23 protein-coding genes and 1 tRNA gene are annotated in these 24,790 nt (G+C 34.5%); 14 read left to right on the forward strand and 10 right to left on the reverse strand.

Annotated features, from left to right (window positions below):
• From LNQ81_RS16080 to LNQ81_RS16090, 3 genes are all read right to left on the reverse strand, one after another.
• Window positions 1-1,509, reverse strand: a complete 1,509-nt coding sequence (locus tag LNQ81_RS16080) for a sensor histidine kinase (RefSeq protein ID WP_229949311.1) — start codon at window positions 1,507-1,509, stop codon at window positions 1-3.
• 144 nt (window positions 1,510-1,653) lie between these two features.
• A complete protein-coding gene (coaE, locus tag LNQ81_RS16085) occupies window positions 1,654-2,241 on the reverse strand; it encodes a dephospho-CoA kinase (RefSeq protein ID WP_229948495.1) in 588 nt (195 codons plus the stop codon).
• Between the two features lie 9 nt (window positions 2,242-2,250).
• Window positions 2,251-3,243, reverse strand: coding sequence for a glycosyltransferase family 2 protein (locus tag LNQ81_RS16090; protein ID WP_229948497.1), 993 nt, complete (start codon window positions 3,241-3,243; stop codon window positions 2,251-2,253).
• Window positions 3,244-3,387: 144 nt separating this feature from the next.
• Between LNQ81_RS16090 and porX the strand changes: the two genes are divergently transcribed.
• The 5 genes from porX (at window position 3,388) to LNQ81_RS16115 (ending at window position 7,178) form a co-directional block, all read left to right on the forward strand.
• On the forward strand, window positions 3,388-4,944 hold the full coding sequence (porX, locus tag LNQ81_RS16095) for a T9SS response regulator signal transducer PorX (RefSeq protein ID WP_229948499.1): 1,557 nt from the start codon (window positions 3,388-3,390) through the stop codon (window positions 4,942-4,944).
• 2 nt (window positions 4,945-4,946) lie between these two features.
• Entirely contained in the window at window positions 4,947-5,366 is a 420-nt protein-coding gene (gene tsaE / locus LNQ81_RS16100; RefSeq protein WP_229948507.1) for a tRNA (adenosine(37)-N6)-threonylcarbamoyltransferase complex ATPase subunit type 1 TsaE, read from the forward strand.
• A 7-nt stretch (window positions 5,367-5,373) separates the two neighbouring features.
• A complete protein-coding gene (locus LNQ81_RS16105; protein WP_229948509.1) occupies window positions 5,374-6,570 on the forward strand; it encodes an alanine dehydrogenase in 1,197 nt (398 codons plus the stop codon).
• 97 nt (window positions 6,571-6,667) lie between these two features.
• On the forward strand, window positions 6,668-7,048 hold the full coding sequence (locus LNQ81_RS16110) for a DUF4258 domain-containing protein (protein ID WP_121965953.1): 381 nt from the start codon (window positions 6,668-6,670) through the stop codon (window positions 7,046-7,048).
• A 55-nt stretch (window positions 7,049-7,103) separates the two neighbouring features.
• Window positions 7,104-7,178 (forward strand) — tRNA-Val (locus LNQ81_RS16115).
• A gap of 117 nt (window positions 7,179-7,295) precedes the next feature.
• Here LNQ81_RS16115 and LNQ81_RS16120 read toward each other — a convergent pair.
• Window positions 7,296-8,786, reverse strand: coding sequence for a TlpA family protein disulfide reductase (locus LNQ81_RS16120; protein ID WP_229948511.1), 1,491 nt, complete (start codon window positions 8,784-8,786; stop codon window positions 7,296-7,298).
• 1,069 nt (window positions 8,787-9,855) lie between these two features.
• Here LNQ81_RS16120 and LNQ81_RS16125 point away from each other — a divergent pair.
• The 8 genes from LNQ81_RS16125 (at window position 9,856) to LNQ81_RS16160 (ending at window position 18,684) form a co-directional block, all read left to right on the forward strand.
• Window positions 9,856-10,257: a DUF4377 domain-containing protein gene (locus tag LNQ81_RS16125; protein WP_229948513.1), complete on the forward strand. Its 402-nt coding sequence runs from the start codon at window positions 9,856-9,858 to the stop codon at window positions 10,255-10,257.
• 176 nt (window positions 10,258-10,433) lie between these two features.
• Window positions 10,434-12,536: an ATP-dependent DNA helicase RecG gene (gene recG / locus LNQ81_RS16130; protein WP_229948516.1), complete on the forward strand. Its 2,103-nt coding sequence runs from the start codon at window positions 10,434-10,436 to the stop codon at window positions 12,534-12,536.
• A 12-nt stretch (window positions 12,537-12,548) separates the two neighbouring features.
• On the forward strand, window positions 12,549-13,124 hold the full coding sequence (locus LNQ81_RS16135) for a non-canonical purine NTP diphosphatase (RefSeq protein ID WP_229948517.1): 576 nt from the start codon (window positions 12,549-12,551) through the stop codon (window positions 13,122-13,124).
• Between the two features lie 445 nt (window positions 13,125-13,569).
• The gene (locus LNQ81_RS16140) at window positions 13,570-15,477 is read left to right on the forward strand and encodes a DEAD/DEAH box helicase (RefSeq protein WP_229948520.1); all 1,908 of its coding nucleotides are present in this window, start codon (window positions 13,570-13,572) and stop codon (window positions 15,475-15,477) included.
• Window positions 15,478-15,547: 70 nt separating this feature from the next.
• Entirely contained in the window at window positions 15,548-16,303 is a 756-nt protein-coding gene (locus LNQ81_RS16145) for a carboxypeptidase-like regulatory domain-containing protein (protein WP_229948522.1), read from the forward strand.
• Between the two features lie 113 nt (window positions 16,304-16,416).
• On the forward strand, window positions 16,417-17,667 hold the full coding sequence (locus LNQ81_RS16150) for a dihydroorotase (RefSeq protein WP_229948524.1): 1,251 nt from the start codon (window positions 16,417-16,419) through the stop codon (window positions 17,665-17,667).
• An 18-nt stretch (window positions 17,668-17,685) separates the two neighbouring features.
• A complete protein-coding gene (locus LNQ81_RS16155) occupies window positions 17,686-18,030 on the forward strand; it encodes a hypothetical protein (RefSeq protein WP_229948526.1) in 345 nt (114 codons plus the stop codon).
• A 3-nt stretch (window positions 18,031-18,033) separates the two neighbouring features.
• Window positions 18,034-18,684, forward strand: a complete 651-nt coding sequence (locus tag LNQ81_RS16160; RefSeq protein ID WP_229948527.1) for an alpha/beta hydrolase — start codon at window positions 18,034-18,036, stop codon at window positions 18,682-18,684.
• A gap of 68 nt (window positions 18,685-18,752) precedes the next feature.
• On the opposite strand, the gene LNQ81_RS16165 is transcribed toward LNQ81_RS16160, so the two are convergent.
• Genes LNQ81_RS16165 through LNQ81_RS16175 form a run of 3 tightly spaced genes read right to left on the reverse strand, consistent with a single transcriptional unit; the run spans window position 18,753 to window position 20,593 of the window.
• Window positions 18,753-19,292, reverse strand: coding sequence for a hypothetical protein (locus tag LNQ81_RS16165; RefSeq protein WP_229948528.1), 540 nt, complete (start codon window positions 19,290-19,292; stop codon window positions 18,753-18,755).
• Between the two features lie 26 nt (window positions 19,293-19,318).
• Window positions 19,319-19,813, reverse strand: a complete 495-nt coding sequence (locus LNQ81_RS16170) for a hydrolase (protein ID WP_229948529.1) — start codon at window positions 19,811-19,813, stop codon at window positions 19,319-19,321.
• Between the two features lie 15 nt (window positions 19,814-19,828).
• Window positions 19,829-20,593: an MBL fold metallo-hydrolase gene (locus tag LNQ81_RS16175; RefSeq protein WP_229948532.1), complete on the reverse strand. Its 765-nt coding sequence runs from the start codon at window positions 20,591-20,593 to the stop codon at window positions 19,829-19,831.
• A gap of 83 nt (window positions 20,594-20,676) precedes the next feature.
• Between LNQ81_RS16175 and LNQ81_RS16180 the strand changes: the two genes are divergently transcribed.
• Window positions 20,677-22,125: a TonB-dependent receptor gene (locus tag LNQ81_RS16180; RefSeq protein WP_229948534.1), complete on the forward strand. Its 1,449-nt coding sequence runs from the start codon at window positions 20,677-20,679 to the stop codon at window positions 22,123-22,125.
• Between the two features lie 146 nt (window positions 22,126-22,271).
• Here LNQ81_RS16180 and LNQ81_RS16185 read toward each other — a convergent pair whose 3' ends face one another.
• The 3 genes from LNQ81_RS16185 to LNQ81_RS16195 all read right to left on the reverse strand — a co-directional run bounded on the left by LNQ81_RS16185 (window position 22,272) and on the right by LNQ81_RS16195 (window position 24,683).
• A complete protein-coding gene (locus LNQ81_RS16185; RefSeq protein WP_121965934.1) occupies window positions 22,272-23,537 on the reverse strand; it encodes an acetyl-CoA hydrolase/transferase family protein in 1,266 nt (421 codons plus the stop codon).
• Window positions 23,538-23,663: 126 nt separating this feature from the next.
• The gene (locus LNQ81_RS16190; RefSeq protein WP_229948536.1) at window positions 23,664-24,062 is read right to left on the reverse strand and encodes a DUF3995 domain-containing protein; all 399 of its coding nucleotides are present in this window, start codon (window positions 24,060-24,062) and stop codon (window positions 23,664-23,666) included.
• Window positions 24,063-24,131: 69 nt separating this feature from the next.
• Complete coding sequence (locus LNQ81_RS16195) at window positions 24,132-24,683, reverse strand: Crp/Fnr family transcriptional regulator (protein WP_229948538.1); 552 nt, start codon at window positions 24,681-24,683, stop codon at window positions 24,132-24,134.
• Between the last annotated feature and the right edge of the window lie 107 nt (window positions 24,684-24,790).

The following is a 24,790-nucleotide window of genomic DNA, read 5'->3' on the forward strand; positions in this document are numbered from 1 at the left end:
TTAATTTATTAATGGCATTTTAATAATGAAGGTACTACCCTTCCCCTTCTCGCTTTCTACATATACTTGCGAATTGTGTACTTCTACGATCTGCTGTACGTAAGCTAGCCCCAAGCCATGCCCTTTTACATTGTGTAAATCACCAGTGTGTTCTCTGTAAAACTTGTCAAAGATTCTCTTCTGAGCTTGTTTACTCATTCCCACCCCGTGATCCTGAATCTTAATTAATATAAAATCCTTCACATTCTCAGTGTACACATCTATAATAGGAACATCTATCGAATACTTTACAGCATTATCTAAGATATTTACTATAACACTCGTGAAATGAAAATCGTTTCCTAAGACATCACTTCTGCGAGCATCTAGATGTAGATTTATCTCTCCCCCTCGATCTTGAACGATTAATCCTACGTGGTCTACTGCATTCTCAATAATTTCATGCACATCCATCGCAGACTTATCTACATTAAACTCACGTCTCTCTAACTTCGAGATTTGTAACACATTTTCAACTTGTGCATGCATTCTCTTGTTTTCCTCGCGAATCATCCTTAGATATCGTTCTACCTTTTCAGGGTCATTTATAACTTTAGGATTTTTAATAGCATCTAAAGCTAAATTAATAGTAGCTATAGGTGTCTTAAACTCATGCGTCATATTATTAATAAAATCCGTCTTGATCTCTGAGATTTGCTTCTGTTTTATCAACTGATTAATTGCATTCAAATATGCAGCGATAATAACAATCGTAAATAACACTGATAACAATGTTATCCCGATTAAAGAAGAGAATAAATACTTACTCTTCTCTGGAAAAGTAATGTATAGCTGATACTTACTTCTATTCTCATTATCTGTGAAGATAGGCACACCATAAGTAGACCCTTCTTCATAGATAAAATCCTCAGACTTTATTTTTGTTGACAACCCCTTGTTGTAGATCCCAAACTCAAACTTAGCGTTTACACCATATAGTTTAAGTTCTTGTTCTAACAACTCTCTTAACTTAGTTTTAGAAACTCTTTCATCTATACTTCTTAACGCTACGATATCTTTAAAATAAATATCAAACTGCGCTTTATCTAAGACATCTAGATTACCTGACTGTTCTATTACTTCATCAGGATAGTTTTGTTTAAGATTATTTCTATCAAAATCATCTCCTTTATAAATCTCTGTTTTTCGCTTTGACACGAAACTTTTGACTTTCAAGCTATCTGCTTTCTTATCAAAGAACGAACTCTTTATATTATAGTCCTCTAAGACTAGAATATTCGAATAAACGATTTGCTCATTAGTAGTAGGGTTTCGCTCTACTATATAGTACTGTTTCAACTCGCTCTGTTTAGGTGGCGTACCTATACTATCCTTAAGTTGATTATACATACGATAGAACTCTGTAGCTTCATTCTGTTGAAGTCCACTACCGATATTTCCTAATACCTGCTGCACATGATATTTAAACTGCTCTTCATTATTTCTATAAGAGCTTACAATCCAGTACATCTGAACAACGATTATCCCTATAAGAGAAAAACTCATTATTCCTACTAAAAGTCGAAAATTGACCTTACTCATTATTTTTTCAAAATTAACATTAAAAAAAATACTCTACACGGCGATTAACATAAAATTAACGATGATAAATGTTTAAATTTTGAATATTATATCATTAATTATCGTTTTCACCTCTTTATTTACCAAATGTTTATTAATATTAATAATAACATAATCACTTAGTGGTATTTTGTCAGAATCCTGCATTTGGTTACTTATGATACTTTTTACATTATCATAAGATACATTATCCCGCTCCATCACTCGTTTTATACGTATTTCTTCTGGCGCTGTCACTAAGATAACCAAATCACACTGTGTATCCAATTTGTTCTCAAAAAGGACTGCACTTTCTTTAATAACGAATGGCGAAGTGTCATTTTCCACCTTCCACTCTTCAAAATCCTTCTTAACTTCAGGGTGAACGATGTTATTTAATTGCGTTAAAAGATCCTTATTATCAAAGACTATTTCTCTGATTTTCTTCCGATCTAATACCTCTCCTATTTTAACGTCTTCTTTAAAGATAGATTGCACAGCGTTAACAACATCTTTGCGATCCATAATCTGCCTAGCTCTATCATCAGCGATATAAATAGGTATCCCACTCTCTTCAAACATCTTAGCCACAGTAGTCTTCCCACTACCAATACCTCCAGTTAATCCTACGATTAGTGCCATATCTCTTTATTATTTAAAAAACATCTCTGGCATACCCTCTTCTGCTTTTTGCTTTTTTATGAATAGAATATAGTTCGATTTTAAGAACCCTGTACCATAGCCGTAAAATTGAATAAAAATTGCCACAACTGCTAATAAACTTATCTTAAAATTACGCTCTTTTATAAAACATCCTATAAAAACCAATAAAAAATAAAGTAAATAACATAAAATAAAACCAAATGTATAATATGTCAATAAAATACTACACAATAAGCCTGCCATAAACACTGTTGGAAACCAATAAGTCAACTTGGCAGTTTCTGGATATCGTTGATTCAAGATTGGACGCGCCTTCCCAAATTTACTCACCTGCGTGCGAAACTTACTCCAGTCTATTCTTCTTTTGTGATAGACATAAGCTTTACTAAATAATTGGGTATCGTATCCTAGATTCCACAATCTAATCGTTAAGTCAGGATCTTCACCAGGATGTACCTTGCCATATCCTCCACTTGCTAGGAATGCTTTCTTAGATAGCCCCATATTGAAACTTCTCGGCTGAAACTTACCAATGCGTTCACTAGCTCCCCTAATTCCCCCTGTCGTTAACACAGATGTCATCGCGTAGTTTATCGCCTTTTGCACATCGCTAAAGCTAGCTAACGCTGCATCAGGTCCACCGAAGCAGTCCACATACTCTTTCGTTAAATACTGATCGACGATAGTCAGATAGTCTGGAGGAATGATACAGTCAGAATCTAAGATAATAAAGTAATCTCCCTTAGCGCGTTCCATACCATAGTTACGCGATGCCCCAGGACCAGAATTACTCTTATAATAATAGGACACTTGTAATCTGTCTTCATACTTACTCACGATAGCACGCGAATCTTCTTTAGAACCATCTTCTACTATTACAACTTCGAAATCCTGCTTATACGTTTGCTTTGATAAACTCTCTAGCAATTCATCCACTTCATCAGGGCGATTGTAAACAGGAATGATAAACGAAAAATACATTTATAATTTTTTATAATACAATCACAAAAATATCGTTAACTATTGTAATACGGAAATTCATTCCTATATTTATCAATACTATTTTAAACGAATAACTCTTTTTGAACATTTCTATCAATAAAGGGTGCAACTAAAACAACTAAAATGAACAAAATTCATATACTTTGGGTAGACGATGAAGTGGATTTATTAAAACCACACATCTTATTTCTAGAAAAAAAAGACTATATCGTGAGCACTTGTACCAATGGGCAGGATGCTATCGAACAATTTAAAGAGCACCAATATGACATTGTTTTCCTTGATGAGAATATGCCTGGCCTTTCTGGTTTAGAGACGTTAAACGAAATTAAAGCCATTAAGAGCAATACTCCTATTATAATGATCACTAAAAGTGAAGAAGAGTATATTATGGAGGAGGCTATTGGTGCCAAAATATCAGATTATCTAATCAAACCTGTTAATCCTAACCAAATCTTACTGTCGCTTAAGAAGAACTTAGATGATTCGCGTTTAATCTCTGAGAAATCTTCTCTTAGTTACCAAAAAGAGTTTAGAAATATCTCTATGGATCTTATGCAAGCGAGAGATTATGAGGATTGGATCTCTATTTATAGAAAATTGTTATATTGGGAACAGAACCTTGAAAACATAGAGGATCAAAACCTGTTTAATATCCTTGATTCTCAAAAGACAGAAGCGAACAGCCTATTTGGTAAGTTTGTAGAGAAGAATTATGAGTCTTGGATTAACGATCCTGAAGATAGCCCTGTATTCTCTCACCAAATATTCAGAAAGTGGGTTGCTCCTGAACTGAAGAAAGAGGATTCTAAGATACTGTTTGTTGTGATTGACAACTTGAGATATGACCAATGGAGAGCCTTTGAGTCTATCGTGACTAATCACTATAAAGTAGAAGCAGAGAACAGCTTCTTCTCTATCTTACCTACAGCTACACAGTACGCTCGTAACGCTATTTTCTCTGGAATGACGCCTCTTGAGATGTCAGAACAGCTGCCTCAGTATTGGAAGAACGATACAGATGAAGGAGGTAAAAACTTGTTTGAAAATGAGTTCTTACAACACCAACTTCAGAGATTGCGTCTAAATATCAAGAATGAATACTTTAAAATAACGAACCTGAGAGAAGGTAGAAAACTAGCAGACAATTTTAAATCTCTAAAAGACAACAAATTAATCACGCTAGTTTATAACTTCGTAGATATGTTATCACACGCCAAGACTGAGATGGAGGTTATTAAAGAACTTGCTTCTAATGATAAGGCTTACCGCTCTCTGACAGTGAGTTGGTTTAAGAATTCGCCTTTGTTTGAAATCATTCAACAGGCACAGGCACTAGGATATAAGCTAATCATCACGACAGATCACGGTACTATTAATTGTAAGAACCCTTCTAAAGTTATCGGAGATAAAAACACAAGTTTAAACCTAAGATATAAAACAGGTAAGAGTTTGACTTTTGAGCCAAAAGATGTGTACTATGTTAAAGAACCAAAAAAAGTACAGCTACCTAATATTAATGTAAGTAGTTCTTATATTTTTGCAAAAAGTGATTTCTTCTTAGCCTACCAGAATAATTTCAACTATTATGCTGCGTATTTTAGAAATACATATCAACACGGTGGTATTTCGTTAGAAGAAATGATCGTACCATTTATAATATTAAACCCAAAAGTATAAAAATGACTGAAATAGTTTTTTCTCTAAATCAGATAAATGAAGTAGCTTCTGAAGTATTAAGCAAGTTAAAACACCGTATTGTCTTGTTTAATGCCGAAATGGGTGCAGGAAAAACCACACTTATTAAAGAAATCAGTAAACAACTAGGTGTAGAGGATATGACTAGTAGTCCTACTTTTTCTATTGTTAACGAGTACCACTCTACCCTATCTAAGGACAAGGTGTACCACTTCGATTTATATAGATTAAATCACGAGGAGGAAGCTTATGATATGGGGATGGATGAATATCTATATTCTGATCAATGGTGCTTTATAGAGTGGCCTGAGAAGACACCTAATATCATCCCTGATGATCACGCTATTATAGAAATTAAAATCCTAGAGAACGGCGATAGAAAACTTACGTTAAACAACAACTAATAACAGCATGGCAACACTAACTCCTTTTTCAATGAAAGACCTTATTCCTCAAGAGGAATGTCTAATGGTAGAACGCAAGAGAAGTGATCTTTTTATAGGTGTTCCTAAAGAGAATATTCTTATCGAGAAGAGAATCTGTATTACTCCAGAAGCAGTACAGACACTTAGTACTTATGGACACAGGATATTGATTGAAAAAGGAGCAGGTGAAGCTGCTAGTTATTCTGACTTAGATTACAGTAAAGCGGGTGCCGAAATCACCACAGATACCAAAAAGATATTTAGCTGTCCTGTTATTGTGAAGGTAGCGCCACCTACTCTTGAGGAGATCAAACTAATAGCTCCTTATACTGTAGTATGGTCTACTGTCCAACTAAAAACACTGACTAGAAAGTACTTCGAGACCCTGTCTAAGAAGAAGATATCTGCCATCGGCTTTGACTTTATCCACGATGAGCATGGTACCTACCCTGCAGTAAGTGCATTAAGCGAGATAGCAGGTACTGCCTCTATCTTAATTGCGTCCGAACTAATGACTACCACTAATAATGGTAAAGGTCTATTATTTGGTAATATTACAGGGGTTACCCCTACAGAAGTAGTTATCCTTGGAGCAGGTCTAGTCGCTGAGAATGCTGCACGTACAGCAATGGGAATGGGAGCTAACGTCAAAGTATTTGACAACTCTATCCTAAAACTACGCAGACTACAGAACAACTTGCCTCAGCGCATCTCTACTTCTACGATACAAGAGAAAATTCTACTAAAAGCCCTAATGCGATGTGATGTTGCTATCGGTGCAATTAGAGGAAAAAACAGAGCGCCTATCGTAGTCAGTGACACGATGGTTGAGAATATGAAAAAAGGAGCTGTGATCATCGACGTATCTATTGATACTGGGGGATGTTTTGAGACTTCAGAGTTAACCACACATGACCACCCTACCTTTATAAAGAATGGGGTAGTACACTACTGCGTACCGAATATCACTTCTAGATATAGCCGCACAGCCTCTATGGCATTGAGCAACATCATCACTCCTCTCCTATTAGAATATACAGACAGCGGAGATCTAGATGGAACCGTCAACTGCGAAAGCGTCATCAAATCAGGAATATACAGCTATAAAGGACTTGTAACGAATCGAAATGTAGCCGAGTGGTTTGACCTTGACTTTAAAGACATACACTTGTTCACTTTTTAACTTCACAAAGACAATAGCCTTGTCGTAGATTTAAAGTTTTGATAAAACTTTAGTTTTACATTCTTGAATTGCTATTTTTGCGTAAATATTTTACAAAATGAAGTTTTCACAGCGTTTAGCATATTATTTATTCGGATTATTAATCGGTGGATTATTCTTATTTTTCTTCTTTGGAGAGAAGAAGACAGAGTTCTGTTATTTACCTAACTGTAGAGTACTAAAAGACTTGAGAAGCAAGCCAGTTACTTTCTCTAAGACAGTAGAAGCTAAATTCCAAGAAGGATGGGTAACTAATGATGATGTCCACAAATCTTTTAAATACGGAGACGTTAATTTCTCTGAAAGTAATATCGACTTCGAAAAGGGAAAACTATATGTAATCCTAGGTAGAAATGCTAAGAATGAAAACATTCTAATCAAGGTGATCAACTACCCTGAGAGAATCCAAATCTACGATATAGAAAAAGTTCAAAAATAATTTAGGCAAGTATTGCAATTATTAAAAAACCGTTTTATATTTGCACTCCTGTTTAGGGCGATTAGCTCAGTTGGTTCAGAGCATCTCGTTTACACCGAGAGGGTCGGGGGTTCGAATCCCTCATCGCCCACTACTTTTAAAGCTTCACTAATAAGTGAAGCTTTTTTTATGTCTTATTTTTATATACACAATACCTCTTTTTAAATAGATAGAAGCCTAGTTAATCTGAAAAGGAAAACTTATTATATTAAAGTTTAGTCAATATTTTCCTTAAACTATCACTATTTGGATTTGGAGCATTTAGAGTAACTATTTTACCCTTTCTATCATATATAATATAACGAGGTATACTCTTTAAATTAATATCTCTATAAAATTTAGATTCTGGATAATTTTTAGCTAAAAAATTATATTCTACTTCATCTAAGCCTATTTTTTTTGAAACATTTTTCCACAAAGTAATATTACTATCAATCGATACATACACAAAAACAATATCATAATTAATCAAATCACTCTTTAGTTGCTTCGAATATGGCATCATTTCTAAACAAGGGCCGCACCAACTTGCCCAGAAATCAATTAAAATTATTTTACCATTATTTAATTTTAATAAATCATTTAATTTTATTTCATTACCATAGGCATCTATCAATAAAGCCCCCTCTTCATCGTAAGTATTTCCATCTAAGAGTATTATATATTCCTCCTTTAATTTAAGTAAAACTTGTTTATTAAATAGACTCTCTTGTAGTTGCTTAAAATAGTAGATAGCGTCTTCTTTAGTAGAGCCCTCTGAAATAATAGCTTTAAAATAATAAATCAATAAATAATCTTTTATTCTTGTACTAAAATCATTACTATTCATTACTTTATCAAAAGCATCTTTATAATCAACTACAAAAGGAACTTTAGGTTCTGGTACTTTCACATTATAAGCATACTGAACAAAATTTTCTAAAAAAAAACGATAGCTTCCTAATATTAAAAGTTCATCTTGTTTCAAATGACTATCTGCTATAGTTTTAAACTGATATCCCCCCCTATCAACATTAATTTGAGAATAATAAATATTATAATATAATAATTGGTAGCTTCTATCACTAAGTACATTTTTTCTTTTTAAAGAGTCTAATTGCTTATAAATTTTATTATAGTATTCATCTCTTTCTTTTAAATATACTTCACTCTCCTCCTTAGTACGGTTTCTTCCGAATCTATTTCTAAACACAATAGGTTCAATTGGAGCATCTATATTTAAGTTTATACTGTAATTAGATTCAAAATTTCCTTTTACTCTATTTCTAATATTAATGTCAGGGATTCCATTTAAGAAATCTACAATAATAGTATCTCCTCTTTGAAAATTATATAAACTATTTATTCTTATATCATTTCCATTAGACAAATAATATTGAAAATATTTTTCTTTTTCAACATGAAAAAAAATAGTATCATTTTCAACAAAATTTAAAACCAGTACATCTCTAATTTGCAAATTTTCTTCATCAAAAAATGAAATAACATTTGATTTCAAACCTTTTCCTTGATTAATTTGATCTGGAAATTTCTTAAATATTAAAGTTACAAATCCTTCTCCTTTCTCTATATTATTTTCCTTTTTAGCAAATTCCTCTTTTGTAAACTTACATAACGCAGATACAATTACTATTATAAATAATAAACAGCAACCTAAAACATATTTTTTTAGCATAATTAATTTATTAGGTAAATTCATAATTACAAAAACATAACTTCATTCTTACTCTTAACCTTTTTATAAAATCTAAAACATACATGAAGTTAAATAAAAATCTACTGCATATTGAAATACAAGTAATTTTCTTCCTACTTCAAAGAAGTAGTTTAGCTTAAAGAGTATCTTCCGATTCCATCTGATGTTAACCAACTTGTGCTTCCACAACTATCACAACACCATTTACCTCCAACACTAACTTCAGCTAATTCCTCTATTTTAATAATATTAAAGTGTTCTACTAAGTAAGTAGGTAAGATTAGTTTTAATATTTATTTGCTATCCGTCATAAGGCAAAGATATTATTTTACACTTTCCTCCCAACTTTTAACGTTGATCTAGTCATCCTTAACTCCCTTACTATGATATCGTACAATGTTCTCATAATCTAACTTTTCAGTTTCATAAAGATAACCCAAAATTTAGTATCTTTGCATATCATCATTTACGATGATTATCTACTTTAAAAATTAGTATCAAGTACAATAACCTTCCGTTTTATTTGATTTTTCACATATACTCTCTAATCCCTTGCTATCACTAACCTGAGAACACCTTAAGATAGGGTTTATTCGGGAGTTGTTGTAAAACGCTTTGGAAGTTCTTCGGAAAAAGGGGGCTCTTTCCGAAGAAACACTGAACTCTTCCGAAGGAGTTCCGAACAAAAGCATAACTAAAACTACTCAGAACACTAATAATCAATATATTAAATAAACAAAAGTGGTAAAAAAAGATCTTTTTAGGCAATTTTAGGCAAAAAGTGGCGTTTATTTCCCTTTGTTCAGAACAACATTTTTATCCCCTTTACATTTGCAGTGAATTACAATCATATAAACTAATCAATCTTATTAACAAATCAACTAACACAACAACAATCAAGTATCTAAAAAACCTAACACATTAAACTAAAAAATATTACTCCTAAGTTCTTTGAAATCATAACCCAAAAATAAAACTAACCCCACAATAGGTTAAAAACCAATTAAACTCTTATTTACCAATCATTAAAGCAATATTTTACGTATATTTGTTTAAATAAAACACAATTATCATGAAAAAGATTTTATTATTAGCTGCAGTAGTAGGGTTCGCATTTACATCTTGTAAGAAAGATGGAGAAACTGAAACTCCAGTGACAGAAACAACTGAACAAACAACAACTCCTACAGAATCAACTGAGGCTGCACCTGAGGAAGTTCTAGGAAACCAAACACTGACTATTGCTTCTAAATTAGTAGACTGCACAGGAGTAGCACCTATGAAATGTATGCAAGTTAAGGAAGAAGGTTCTGATGAGTGGACTAATATGTACACTGGTATTGAAGGATTTACTTACGAAGAAGGTTACGAGTATGTAGTTGAGATTAAACGTGAGAAACTTGAGAATGTACCTGCTGATGCATCGTCTATCAAGTACATCTTAGTAAAAGAGATTTCAAAAACTAAAAAATAGTAATTAAGCGAGCTTCGGCTCGCTTTTTTACTCTTGTCACGAAGCTATCTTTAATTTAGATATACTGATTTAGCATACTTAAGCTATAATCTATAGCAATTCACCCTGATTTTACACTTCCTAATTGCCCAAAGGACATCTAATTCGTATCTTAGCCACGTATTTATTTAAACAATATGTCTAAGAATCTACTTGATACACCTATCGAATACCTTAAAGGAGTTGGCCCACAGCGTGCTGACATATTTAAGCGTGAGCTAGGTATATTCACCTATAGAGACCTACTACACCTATACCCGAACCGATATATCGACAGAACGCAATATTATAAGATCAATGAACTTTATAATAACAATAGCGAGGTACAGATAATCGGGAAGATTATCCATATCAAGACCGTAGAACAAAAACGAGGCAAGCGCCTAGTCGCTACTTTCTTTGATGGCACAGGACAGATAGAGCTAGTGTGGTTTCAAGGATATAAGTGGATACAAGAGAATCTAAAGTTAAACACGCCTTATGTTGCCTTCGGGAAGATAAATAGTTTTAGCAATACGTTTTCGATGCCTCATCCGGAGCTAGACTTGCTAGAAGATCACCAAAAGAACATCGCTACATCTATGCAGGCGGTCTACCCTTCTACAGAGAAATTTGGCGCTAGAATATCGAATAAAGCGATTATCAAGATGATGATGCAACTCATTAATGAGACACACTCCTTATTTATAGATACCTTATCAGACGACTTTAAGCGAAAACTCAACTTAATCTCTATGCAGGAAGCACTAATCAATATCCACTTTCCTAAGAGTGCGGATATGTTAGGCAAGGCACAGTTCAGACTAAAGTTTGAGGAATTGTTCTACGTACAGCTACAATTGCTGATTAAGAACATCGCTCGCAAAGATAAAATCAAAGGTTACCCATTCGAGAATGTTGGTGATTACTTCAATACATTTTATAAGGAACACCTACCCTTCCCGCTTACGGGTGCTCAAAAAAGAGTGATCAAAGAGATCAGAAACGATGTGGGAGCTCCTGCTCAGATGAACAGACTACTACAGGGAGATGTAGGATCGGGTAAGACGATTGTCGCGTTTATGACGTGTCTTTTGGCGCTTGATAATGGCTTCCAAGCCTGCATTGTAGCGCCTACTGAGATCTTAGCTACCCAACATTTTGTTGGAATTCAAGAACTAGCTAAATCGCTAGGTCTAAATATCAAACTACTAACAGGATCCACCAAGACTGCTGACCGCCGTGTGTTACACGAAGAGTTGGCGTCAGGAGAACTACATATATTAATAGGTACACATGCCTTATTTGAAGATAAAGTAATCTTTAAAAACTTAGGATTGGCTATCATCGATGAGCAACACCGATTCGGAGTAGAACAGCGCTCTAAGCTTTGGCTTAAGAATACCCTTCCTCCGCACGTGTTAGTAATGACTGCTACGCCTATACCGCGTACCCTTGCGATGAGTTTATACGGAGATTTGGATATCTCTGTGATTGACGAGCTTCCTCCAGGGCGTAAACCGATACAGACCAACCACTATTTCGAAGGAAAGCGATTAGCTGTATGGCACTTCCTAAAGACCGAAATAGCCAAAGGTAGACAAGTATATATCGTCTATCCTCTGATCGACGAAAGTGAGACCTTAGATTATAAGAACCTCATGGAGGGTTATGAGGGGATCTCTAGAGACTTCCCATTGCCTGAGTACAGTGTCAGTATTGTACATGGTCAGATGACTCCTGCTGAGAAAGACCGAGAGATGGAGCGATTCATCAAGGGCGAGACTAATATTATGGTAGCAACTACAGTAATTGAGGTTGGGGTAAATGTACCAAATGCTTCTGTGATGATTATCGAGAGTGCAGAACGCTTCGGGCTGTCACAACTACATCAACTTAGAGGACGTGTTGGTCGTGGTGCAGAGCAGAGTTACTGTATCCTGATGACAGGAGACAAACTAAGTAATGACTCTAAGATTAGAATGGAGACCATGTGTCGTACAAATGATGGTTTTGAGATTTCGGAAGTCGATCTAAAGCTTCGCGGTCCTGGTGACATTATGGGAAAACAACAGAGTGGTACACTTCCTCTAAAAATAGCAGATATCGTCAAAGATCAAGATATTATGGTCTATGCTAGACATAATGCTGTACAGCTATTAAAAGAAGACCCTACATTAGAAGATCCTGAAAACCAAAGAATCAAAAACAAATTAAACCTTCTGAATAGCTCAACAACTATTTGGAACTATATAAGTTAACACACAACACCTATGAAATTAGTCTTCGCATCGAATAATAAAAACAAGATTAAAGAAATCAAAAACCAGTTACCTGATACCATAGAGATATTGAGTCTGGAAGATATCGGATGTAATATAGATATTCCTGAGACAGCAGATACGATAGAGGGAAATGCCAAGTTAAAAGCTGACTTTATCAAGAGACACTATGGATACGACTGTTTCGCTGATGACTCGGGATTAGAAGTAGATGCTTTAGATGGAGCGCCTGGAGTGTATTCTGCGAGATATGCAGGCGAAGAAAAGAGTGATGATGCTAATATCAACAAATTATTAGACACTTTAAAAGAGGAAAAAAACAGAAAGGCAAACTTCAAAACTGTGATTTGCCTGAATCTACATACAGAGACACACTTCTTCACAGGTATCATAGATGGACAGATCTTAAAAGAATGCCAAGGTACAGAAGGATTTGGTTATGACCCTATCTTCGTTGCTGACGGCATGGACAGATCTTTTGCAGAGATCAATACGGATGCAAAGAATGCAATCAGCCATAGAGGAAAAGCAGTACGTCAGTTAGTTGACTTTTTATTAGAAGGATAATAACTCTGCCCATATATAAGAGCAGTAATTAACTTCAATACTGCTCTTCATTTTACAAATCAACTCTTTTTTTAATAAAAAACACATTATTTTTACCTGACATTTTCTTTTTCGGCACGCTTTTCGCTGTTTTAAAATCACAAGATGACAAAAAAAGGAGAATATTTTCTCTAAAAAGACTGAACTAGTTGGATATGGTATATTTTTATAGTGTTAAATAAAAATAGTATTCACAAGTCAATTCATTACTTAAAAATGAATAGGAACTACCTAATAATCAGCAATACAAGTAACAATATCACTATTTACAAGGGTAGAACTCAATTACACATACTTCAAGGAAAATGATTAAAACTACGGTTTAAATTATTTTTGAATAATAAACATGCAATAACTACAATCATAAGCTGAATAGTAGTATATTTGCGGCTATTTTAATATTTATATGAACAATTTCGAACAATTAGGATTAAATGAATCTCTTTTATCTGCGATCAAGGATATGGGGTTTGAAAATCCATCAGAGATCCAGCAGAAAGCTATTCCATTACTATTAGAGAAAGATACCGACATTGTTGCGTTAGCCCAAACGGGGACTGGGAAAACCGCAGCTTTTGGTTTTCCTTTGATTCAAAAGATAGACGTTTCTAATAAGAACACACAAGGTCTTATCTTATCGCCGACTAGAGAGTTATGTTTGCAAATCGCAAACGAAATTAAACAGTACTCGAAGTATGTAAAAGGACTTCACTCAGTAGCTGTTTACGGGGGTGCTAGCATAACAGAACAAGCTAAAGACGTAAAACGTGGAGCTCAAATCATTGTAGCTACACCGGGTAGAATGCAAGACATGATTAACCGCGGTATGGTTAACATCAAAAACATCCAGTATTGTATATTAGATGAGGCTGATGAAATGCTTAACATGGGATTTTATGAGGATATCACATCTATTTTATCTGATACTCCAAGAGAAAAAAACACATGGTTATTCTCTGCTACAATGCCGCAAGAAGTTGCGCGTATTGCAAGAGAATTCATGAAAACACCAGAAGAAATTACTGTTGGTCATAAAAACCAAGGTAACGTAAATGTAAGCCATGAATACTATTTAGTATCTGCTAGAGATCGCTACCCAGCGCTTAAACGTTTAGCAGATGCAAATCCAGATATTTTCTCTGTAGTGTTCTGTAGAACAAAAAGAGATACTCAATCAGTAGCTGAAAAACTTATCGAGGATGGATATAACGCAGCTGCATTACACGGTGACTTATCACAAGCTCAACGTGATGCTGTAATGAAATCATTCCGTGGTAAACAAATTCAAATGCTTGTTGCAACTGACGTTGCTGCACGTGGGATCGACGTAGATGATATTACTCACGTAGTAAACTACCAATTACCTGACGAAATCGAGACTTACACTCACCGTAGTGGACGTACTGGACGTGCTGGTAAATCTGGAACATCTATGGTTATCGTTACTAAGAGTGAATTAAGAAAAATTCAACAAATCGAGCGTATCATCAAAAATAAATTTGAAGAGAAGCCTGTTCCATCTGGAATTGAGATTTGTGAAATTCAATTATTCCACTTAGCTAACAAAATTAAAGAAGTTGAAATTAATAATGAAATTGAAGCTTATTTACCAGCTATCACTGAATTATTACAAGACTTTGATAAAGAGGAAATTATTAAAAAAGTAGTTTCTGTAGAGTTCAACAGATTCTTAGAATACTACCAAAAAGCTTCTAATACAATGGCTAGCGTATCTGCTGGAAGAAACAATTCGAAAGAAGTACCTACTGATGGTGCAGTTCGTTTCTTCGTTAACTTAGGTGCGAAAGATGATTTAGATTGGATGACATTAAAAGATTTCTTACGTGATACTTTAGAATTAGGTCGTGATGACTTATTCAAAGTTGATGTTAAGGACGGGTTCTCATTCTTCAACACTGAAGCTGAACACGCTGAAAAAGTAATGGAGATTTTAAATGGTCTTGAGTACAAAGGACGTCGTGTGAATGTTGAAATCTCTAATAATGACGGTGGCCGTAGTGGTGGACGTCGCGATCACAACAACCGCGGAGGTGGTAGAAGTGGTGGAGGATTCAGAGGTGGAGAAAGAAGATCTGAAGGTGGATTTAGAGGTGGAGAAAGAAGATCTTCTTCATCTGATAGATCTGGAGGTCGTAGTAACGACAGAAGATCGTCATCTGAAGGTGGATTTAGAGGTGGAGAGAGAAGATCTTCTTCATCTGATAGATCATCATCTGACAGAGCTCCTCGTAACGAACGTGGATCAAGAAGAAGTAGCGATGGTGACTCATCTAGAAGAACTAGAAGAGACTAAATTGTTAATTTTTACCAAATAGTATATAAAACTGTAAAATATCTTTTACTTTTAAGCAATCTTAAAAACTATGAGAAATTTTACAGTTTTATTATTTTTAATACTTTCCTCACTAGCTGTATTTGCACAGAGTAAAAACAACGCAAAAGGAACTATTCTAAATGACAAATCATTTTTACCAGTTGATGACGTTAACGTTATCAATATTACACAAGTTAAAGGAACAATCAGCAAAAGAGATGGTTCTTTTAGTATCGAAGCGAATCTGAACGATTCTATTCACTTTTCTTACCCTGGTTATATCCCAATAAAACTAAAGGTAACTAATGACTGGCTAAATAATGATAATCTAAAAATATATCTTACTGAACAAACAATCGTCTTAGACGAAATTGTCATCAAAAAATTTGACTTAACAGGTTATTTAGAAGTAGACACTAAATTAATCGAGTTAAATGACAAGATGAAATTTGACTTTTATAGACGTAATCAGACTCCTTATTATGGAACAGCTATGGGTACTTTCTTTAGCCCTGTAGATGTTGTTTACAATTTATTTAAAGGAAAAGATAAGAAACTTAAGAAATTAGAAGCTATTAAAGAGGATCAAAATATGATCGCCTTAATGCAAACTAGATACGACAGAGAAATCGTATGTGGCTTATTAGAGATTACAAGAGAAGATATTGTAAAGTCTCTTCAGAATTGTAATTACAGTGATAAGTTCATCTATACAGCCACAGATTTTCAAATCTACCAAGCTTTAAATGATTGTTATGATAGCTCTAAAGTTCTAGCAACAAAAAAGAAAAATACATCCAATTAACGGATGTATTTTTTTTGCTCTATTTTCACCAATTGTAAATATGATAAAATAGAAATAAAACTTATTTTTGTACAAATAACAACACATCACTAATATAAACTACTTCACAGAAAATGAATATCATTTTAAAAACTGCAAAAGTAATTGATTCTGCTAGCCCATTTCACAACCAAACTGTTGACATTCAAATAGAGAATGGGGTAATTACTAATATTGCTAATCAAATCGATAACAATGAATTTGAACAAGTAAGATACAACAACCTACATATCTCTCAAGGTTGGTTTGAAAGCTCTGTTTGTCTAGGTGAGCCAGGTTTTGAAGAAAGAGAGAACATCGCACATGGACTAGAAGTGGCTGCTAAAAGCGGATTTACACAAGTAGCAGTAGAACCAAATACCCACCCTATTATTGACTCTCAAAGTATAGTAAGTTTTATCAAACAAAAAGCATTCGGCCAGACAACTGAGCTATTCCCTATCGGAGCCTTAACAATGAAATCTGAAGGTAATGACCTTGCTGAATTATTTGATATGAAGAATGCTGGAGCTATTGCTTTTGGAGATTACAAAAAATCAATCCAAAATGCCAATGTTCTTAAGATTGCTCTTCAGTATGTACAAGATTTTGATGGCCTTGTAATTGCTTTTTCTCAAGATAATAGCATAAAGGGTAAAGGTGTCGCTAATGAAGGCATAGAAAGCACAAAACTAGGCTTAAAAGGCATTCCAACTCTTGCAGAAGAAATACAAATAGCTCGCAACTTATTCTTACTAGAATATACAGGTGGTAAAATACACTTCCCTACTATCTCTACTGCTAAATCAGTAGAACTAATCAAGGAAGCTAAACTAAAAGGATTAAATGTAACATGTAGCACAGCTGTACATCTATTAACGATGACTGACGAGAAGCTTAACGACTTCGATACCCGATTTAAAGTATCACCTCCACTTAGAGATGAAGCGAATAGACTAGCGTTAATCAACGGTGTATTAGATGGTACGATCGACTGTATCACTTCTGAACACAATCCTCTAGATATAGAACACAAGAAACTAGAGTTTAACAGCGCCTCTAACGGAACTATAGGTTTAGAATCAGCATTCGCCGCTTTAAATACAGTGCTTCCAATCGAAGTAGTAATCGCTAAACTAACAGCTGCTAGAACAATCTTCAAAATAGAAGAACATCCTATAGAAGTAGGTAACAAAGTGAACTTAACACTTTTCAATCCTAAAAAAGAGTATATCTTTACCAAAGAAAATATATTGTCTAAATCTAAAAACTCTGCTTTTTTAAACCACGTTATGAATGGTGAAGTATATGGAGTAATAAACGGAGACAGAAAAACATTAAAATAAATTAATTAATCAAACGAAATGCTGAAGACTTTTAACGAAAAAGAAATAGAGACAGGTAGAACAATGGCTGTAGTAGCACATCTATTTATCTTAGGAACTTTAATAGCTATATTTATGAATATTGAACCAAAGAATCGCTTCTCTGGTTTTTACATCAAACAAGCGTTTGGACTAACCTTATTCTTTTTTGCTTTAGGCTCTATAGCTAGTAATTTTGATACTTGGCTTATATCTGGTCCTTTCTACTTTTGTTTCATCACGCTATGGGCATACAGTTTTATCGGAGCAGTAAGCGGGGAAATTAAGCCATTACCAAAAATTGGCGTATATTTTCAAAAATGGTTTGACAAATTATCTGCATAAATTATGGATACATCACTTTCTATTTCATATTTGGTTCAAGAACCTAAAATTATCAAAGACAGTAACCCAGTTATCATCTTACTACATGGTTATGGCAGTAACGAAGAGGATTTATTCTCTTTTGCGCCTGAATTACCTGAGGATTATTATGTGATCTCAGCGCGTGCACCATTTACAGTACCTCCTTACGGATATGCATGGTATGCTATTACTTTTGACGCTGATGCTAACAAATTCTCTGATGATAGCCAAGCTATCGAATCTAGAGATTTGATTGTTCGATTTATAGATGAACTTATTACTAAGTATCCTATAGATACTAATAACGTTAATCTAGTAGGGTTTAGTCAAGGAGCTATCCTTAGTTATGCAATTGCACTTTCTTACCCTGAAAAGATAAATAAAGTAGTAGCGTTAAGTGGTTACTTTAATGAGAATATCATCATTGAGAACTACAAAGAGAACAACTTAAATAAGGTTAAATTCTTTGCTTCTCACGGGACAGTAGATCAGGTTATTCCTATTGATTGGGCTAGAAGAACACCTGTTATATTAGACAGTCTAGATATAACTCATATTTATAAAGAATACCCTGTAGGACACGGAGTACATCCTTTAAACTTTAAAGACTTTAAAGATTTTCTTTTAGAATAGTCTTCAAAATAAGAAAATGGCTAGTAGATATATATCTGCTAGCCATTTTCTTATTTTAACTTTTATATTTATTCACCTACATTCTCATCTTCTATAGGTTGATCACTGTTAATCACCTTTAATTCGATAGTTTTAGCTGCAGTAAACACTACTTCTCCTTTATTTTTAAGCTCCATACGCTCACTAGACAACTCCCATCCACTATTCGTATAAACTCTTTTGTCCTTAGACTGATCTAAAACAATACCTTTTTTATGATTAGGCAAATAGATCTCTGCTTTCTTTTTATCCTGAGCAAAAATAACAAAGCAACTAACATCATTATTCTCCATCTCATTTTCTTCCACATCATTCCCCACTACCTCTACGGGATTTAATCTAAATCCTTTCTCGAAGACTCTAACGCAGTCACTTTCTAACTCACTCCATCTATATCCTGCTGAATAAGCACACCCATTATTATCCTCCTCATCTTCTAGTACAACAATTTCAGTGCTCCCATCTGTAACAACTGTCCCCAACCCAGTCTCCTCCTTATCTTTTAAAATAAAGTCACATGAAGTCAACATCAAAAGCAACAAAAAAAACAAACTTCTTGATATTCTCATACTTAATTAAATTTAAGTTTTATATTCTATTTTGCAGTATACAATACTGTATCAATTGTTTTAAACTCTGTAGGTTTCCCTTCTGTGTAGAAATACTTAATTAGCACTTCCCCATGTATTTCACCAGCATAAAAGTCTGCTATTATCCATCTATGATTAAGAACTTTAACTTTATTAATCAAACATTTATCACCATTCATCGGACCATAAGGAACTAGAGGATTACCATTCTCCTGATGATTTAAAGCTAATACTTCTTCTTTAATAAGTGCTAAAGATTTATCAATATTTTTATAGTTAAAATACTCTTGAGCATCATTATTATACTCAATAGAGAAATAATTAGACTCGTTAAACTCCTTAGTAACCTGTTTTAAAGAATCTCGAACAATATCAATACGCTTATGAGCTATATCTATCTTCTTCTCTTCCATCTTATACATATTCTTATTATTGGCATAAAACAATACTAATAGTACTGAAGAAAAAAGGAATAAGTAGAAGAAAGCTTTATGTTTCATAATTATGAGTATAAATTAAATAGTGATTTTTAGATTGTCAAATGCCAAATATACATCTTTTGGCAGTATTTTCTGCACCTCTTTATGAAAACCTAAATCTTGCGCTATATGCGTTAGATAGGTTTTCTCTGGTTTTATTTGCTCAATAAAAGTCAGCGCTTCGTCTAGACTAAAATGAGTAGGATGCTCTTTAATTCGCAGTGCATTTACGATTAAAACTTTACATCCTTTTATCTTTTCTATTTCTTTATCCGAAATATATTTGGCATCAGTAATGTAAACTAAATCTCCAAATCGATATCCAAATATAGGTAATGGTCCATGCATAATATCTAATGGAATGATCGTTTTATTATTAATCACGATATCCGTGTCAGAAGTGACAATATGCTCTTCTACACTCGGAGCTCCAGGATACCTATCCTCTTTAGTAAAGATGTAGTCAAACCTCTTCTCCAGCGCCGTCATCACACGATCTGATGCATATAATGGCATCGGTCCATGTAAGAATGTCAAGGGGCGTATCTCATCTAGTCCTGCGATGTGATCGGCGTGCTCATGGGTGTATAATATCGCATCTAACTTAGTGCAACCAACTGCTAACATCTGCTGACGAAAATCAGGACCACAGTCCACTAAGAATGTACTGTTATCCCATTCAACCAAGATGGATGTTCTCAGCCTCTTGTCGCGTGGATCTTCACTATGAACAACTGGATGATCTATACCTATTATAGGAATTCCCTGAGAAGTACCTGTGCCTAAAAAATAAACTTCCAAAATGACTTAATTTTTCCACAAAAGTACGCTTTATCTTTTTTTGTTGCACGATATTTGTTACGTTTGTTTAAAATAGCTAACCAATGAAAAACTTTGCGGAAGACTTAAAATTAGATGGTGACAGATTCATAGAACACCAACCTGCAATATCAGATAAAGCCCTCAAAATCAATCTTAATAACGACATTTACGGAACCTTCGCTGAGATAGGTGCTGGTCAAGAAACGGTACGTCACTTTTTTAGAGCTGGTGGTTCTTCTAGAACTGTTGCTAAAGCGATGTCTGCTTATGACAAAGTATTTAGTGATGCAATCTATTCTGTAGAGGAAGATGGACGTTATGTAACAGAAAGTCGCCTAATCAAGATGCTTGATTATGAGACAAAAAAGATAGAAGAGCGTCTAATACGCGCTGAGAATCCTAATAAGACATTCTTTAGTTATGCTAACACTGTAGCTACTATCGATTATGCCAAAAAGAATAAAGGACACGGATGGGTAGGAATTATGTTTCAAGCTGAATCAGGACAACCTTATAACAAAATAGTACTACACATACAGTTTAAAGAAACGGACTCTAAGTTGCAGCAAGAAACACTAGGGATACTAGGAGTTAACCTTATTTATGGTGCATTCTACCAACATAATGATCCTAAAAAGCTGATATATAGCTTATATGATCACTTAGATAAGGATCAAATAGAAATCGACAGTATCAACTTCTCTGGTCCTATCTTTGATAAAGTAGACAACAGATTAATGAGTTTACAGTTGGTTAAAAACGGAATGACAGACGCAGTAATGTTCAATCCTGACGGACGTTGTGAACTAGCAGCTAACGAATTATACAAACAAAACATCCTTGCTTTAAGAGGTAGCTTTAGACCTGTTACTATCGTTAATATGGATATGTATCAGAAATCATTAGACAAGTTTATGACCAATAATAACTTAGCTAAAGAGAACACTACCGTAGTATTTGAGATTACGCTATCTAACTTATTAGCTGAGGGAGAACTTGACGAAGCAGACTTCTTAGAAAGAGCAGATTTATTATGCTCTCTAGGACAAACAGTAATGATCTCTAACTACCAAGAATACTATAAACTGACAGAATACTTCTCTAAATACACTGATCAGAAAATAGCCTTAGCAATGGGAGTAAGTAGCTTACTTAACATATTCGAGGAGAAATACTACACTAATCTAACAGGTGGTATCTTAGAAGGTTTAGGTAAATTATTTAGAAATACGATGAAGATTTATCTATATCCAATGTTTGGTACAGAAGGACAGATAGTAGACTCAACAAATCTAAAAGTAGATTTACATATTAAAGAGCTTTATAAATTCTTTAAAAAGAACAACCAAATCATCGATATCGAAGATTATAAAGAAGAACACTTATCTATATTCTCAAGAGATGTACTTAAACTTCTACAACAAAACAAAGAAGGATGGGAAGAACAACTTCCTCCAGGTATCTCTAAAATCATTAAAGAGAAAGAGTTATTCGGATATAAAAACAAATAAAAATCTTTTACAACATAAAGTAAAAAAGCCATTGAGTGATCAATGGCTTTTTCATTCCTATTTATTCTCACAAATCAAGTAGTTATTAATCTGATCAAACTTGATAAACAAAGAGTCTCCCACAAAAGACACTCTCCTATAAATAACTACTTAATACTGTCGTGATATGTTTTTAGTATTTCTTCTCTAAAATCAGGATGTGCGATACCTACTAATGCTTCAGTACGTTGTTTTAATGTTTTACCATATAAGTCAGCTACTCCATACTCTGTGACGATATACTGCGCATGAGCACGTGTAGTCACTACTCCTGCCCCTTGTTTTAAGAATGGGACGATACGGTTATGTCCTTTATTGCTAGTAGATGATAATGCGATAATAGCCTTACCTCCTTTACTTAATGAAGCCCCACGTACGAAGTCCATTTGTCCACCCACACCAGAATACATATGTACTCCTAGTGAATCTGCACATATCTGTCCTGTCAAATCTACTTCTAACGCTGAGTTAATGGCAACTACTTTAGGATTCTGGCGAATAATAGATGTATCGTTTACATAACTTGACTCTTTCATTACAATAAATGGGTTATTATCTACGAACTTATACAGACGCTCAGATCCGATTAAGAATGTTGCTAACGCTCTCCCTTTTGCTATCGTTTTCTTAGAGCAGTTAATCACTCCACTCTCTATTAAATCAATCACACCATCAGAGAACATCTCCGTGTGCAATCCTAAGTTTTTATGATTTTGAAGTCTTGATAACACTGCATTTGGTATAGAACCTATCCCCATCTGCAATGTACTCTCATCCTCTATTAGATTAGCTACGTAATCTCCTATCTTCGCTTCTGTAGCTGATATCTCTACTTGCTTCTGAGCATAAATAGGACAGTGATGCTCTACCGCCATATCTATTTTAGAAATATGTAATACACTATCCCCAAAAGTACGAGGCATAAAGTTATTAATCTGTGCAATAGTTATCTGAGCGCACTCCATAGCAGCTACAGTCGCTTCTACAGAAGTTCCCAAAGAACAGAACCCATGCTCATCAGGAGGAGATACTTGAATAAGAACCACATTTACTTTAACTGCTCCTTTTCTAAATAGATTAGGTACTTCACTTAAGAAAACAGGTGTATACGACCCATTACCCGCCGCTATAGTATGGCGAACATTCTTACCAATAAAGAAAGAGTTAACGTGAAAACTACCCGCTAAAGCAGGGTCTGCATAAGGAGCAGCTCCCTCAGTATGGATGTGACAGAACTCTACGTTGCGCAGTTCTTCTGCTCTATCACTAATCGCCTTAGTTAATATATTAGGAGTGGCAGCTGCTGCATGTACATAAATACGGTCTCCCGATTTTACCACTTTTGCAGCTTCTGCAGCTGATACATATCTCATATTTAAAGTATTTGGAAATGACTAAACACCTAGGGTGTCTTTTCTATTAATAACAGTTCCAAATTACGTAATTTTCCAACAGTATTCAACTGATTTATATCAGTAAACACTGTGTTATCTCGATTTTTAGCAGAAATATAAAAATGCATTACTAAGTGCCAAATAAATACAAAGAGGAATGAAAATTCCCGTATCATTTTTAGCAAATACACTGTCTTTCACTTTTTTAAACAAACCTACATACCTAAAGTCTCCTATCGCTCTTAGTCCAAACAATATTCCCATCACTAAATATATCCAATGATACCCTACTATGACAACACCACTAAAGAATGCAAACATCCCTAATCCACTTGCCACTACTAGTGTACCTAGAGGTCTAGGATGAAGTTTAAGCTCTCCATCTTTAGTTGGAAGAGTTCCTGCTTTTAATTTCATCCCCCCGAATGCCCAATAAATATGTATTCCTGATAGAAATGAAAAAATAATGACATTCACTATCTTAATAATTACCTCTAAACTCATAATGCTAATGTATTTGAATGAAGCAAAAATACCTTACTAAAAAGAGAGAAACATTCACTTAAGTTAACGTTACTTTTCACTTAACCTCTTGCGTATACGAGATAAAGACTGAGGTTTTACCCCGATATAACTAGCAATATGCTTCTGTGGAATATAATCAAATACCTTTGGAGAAGTATTTACCAACTGTAGGTAGCGTTGTTCAGGTGTTAGAAACAAGAGAAAATCAATACGCTTCTTCGCTTCTAAAAAGATTTGGTCTGCCATTAATCTACCTAATCGCTGCCCTTCTAAAGAACGCTCATAATACTCAAACAAATCAACCTTTCTAATTAACTCTACCTCCGTCTCCTCCACCGCCACGATGATTAACTGAGAAGGTGTATTAGTAAGAAGCCCCTCATAATTCGTAAACACATCATCACTAAGATAGAATGAGAAAGACACATCTCTACCTTCTGCATCTATATAATACATACGTAAACTGCCTGTACGTACTAGCCCTACATAATCACACACCTCACCAAGGCTCAGTATCTCCTCCCCTTTCTTCATTACTCTATACAACACCTTAGGTTCCAAATCCTGTAATAATCGTGATACGAATTCATTGCTTTGCATAACTTCCTTCAATTTTGACGAAGATAAAACATTCCTTTAGTAACAATTCATTTGTTCCCAAGTTCTTCCCAAGATTGCCTGTTTGTTCCCAAGAAGGACCTGTTTTA

The sequence above is a fragment of the Myroides oncorhynchi genome (genome assembly GCF_020905415.1).
In the GTDB taxonomy this organism is placed as follows: Bacteria; Bacteroidota; Bacteroidia; order Flavobacteriales; family Flavobacteriaceae; genus Flavobacterium; species Flavobacterium oncorhynchi_A.

Coding starts and splice junctions, on each gene's coding strand:
- LNQ81_RS16080 (WP_229949311.1), bottom strand. CDS start 1,509: ATGTACTGGATTGTAAGCTCTTATAGAAATAATGAAGAGCAGTTTAAA.
- coaE (WP_229948495.1), bottom strand. CDS start 2,241: ATGGCACTAATCGTAGGATTAACTGGAGGTATTGGTAGTGGGAAGACT.
- LNQ81_RS16090 (WP_229948497.1), bottom strand. CDS start 3,243: ATGTATTTTTCGTTTATCATTCCTGTTTACAATCGCCCTGATGAAGTG.
- porX (WP_229948499.1), top strand. CDS start 3,388: ATGAACAAAATTCATATACTTTGGGTAGACGATGAAGTGGATTTATTA.
- tsaE (WP_229948507.1), top strand. CDS start 4,947: ATGACTGAAATAGTTTTTTCTCTAAATCAGATAAATGAAGTAGCTTCT.
- LNQ81_RS16105 (WP_229948509.1), top strand. CDS start 5,374: ATGGCAACACTAACTCCTTTTTCAATGAAAGACCTTATTCCTCAAGAG.
- LNQ81_RS16110 (WP_121965953.1), top strand. CDS start 6,668: ATGAAGTTTTCACAGCGTTTAGCATATTATTTATTCGGATTATTAATC.
- LNQ81_RS16120 (WP_229948511.1), bottom strand. CDS start 8,786: ATGAATTTACCTAATAAATTAATTATGCTAAAAAAATATGTTTTAGGT.
- LNQ81_RS16125 (WP_229948513.1), top strand. CDS start 9,856: ATGAAAAAGATTTTATTATTAGCTGCAGTAGTAGGGTTCGCATTTACA.
- recG (WP_229948516.1), top strand. CDS start 10,434: ATGTCTAAGAATCTACTTGATACACCTATCGAATACCTTAAAGGAGTT.
- LNQ81_RS16135 (WP_229948517.1), top strand. CDS start 12,549: ATGAAATTAGTCTTCGCATCGAATAATAAAAACAAGATTAAAGAAATC.
- LNQ81_RS16140 (WP_229948520.1), top strand. CDS start 13,570: ATGAACAATTTCGAACAATTAGGATTAAATGAATCTCTTTTATCTGCG.
- LNQ81_RS16145 (WP_229948522.1), top strand. CDS start 15,548: ATGAGAAATTTTACAGTTTTATTATTTTTAATACTTTCCTCACTAGCT.
- LNQ81_RS16150 (WP_229948524.1), top strand. CDS start 16,417: ATGAATATCATTTTAAAAACTGCAAAAGTAATTGATTCTGCTAGCCCA.
- LNQ81_RS16155 (WP_229948526.1), top strand. CDS start 17,686: ATGCTGAAGACTTTTAACGAAAAAGAAATAGAGACAGGTAGAACAATG.
- LNQ81_RS16160 (WP_229948527.1), top strand. CDS start 18,034: ATGGATACATCACTTTCTATTTCATATTTGGTTCAAGAACCTAAAATT.
- LNQ81_RS16165 (WP_229948528.1), bottom strand. CDS start 19,292: ATGAGAATATCAAGAAGTTTGTTTTTTTTGTTGCTTTTGATGTTGACT.
- LNQ81_RS16170 (WP_229948529.1), bottom strand. CDS start 19,813: ATGAAACATAAAGCTTTCTTCTACTTATTCCTTTTTTCTTCAGTACTA.
- LNQ81_RS16180 (WP_229948534.1), top strand. CDS start 20,677: ATGAAAAACTTTGCGGAAGACTTAAAATTAGATGGTGACAGATTCATA.
- LNQ81_RS16185 (WP_121965934.1), bottom strand. CDS start 23,537: ATGAGATATGTATCAGCTGCAGAAGCTGCAAAAGTGGTAAAATCGGGA.
- LNQ81_RS16190 (WP_229948536.1), bottom strand. CDS start 24,062: ATGAGTTTAGAGGTAATTATTAAGATAGTGAATGTCATTATTTTTTCA.
- LNQ81_RS16195 (WP_229948538.1), bottom strand. CDS start 24,683: ATGCAAAGCAATGAATTCGTATCACGATTATTACAGGATTTGGAACCT.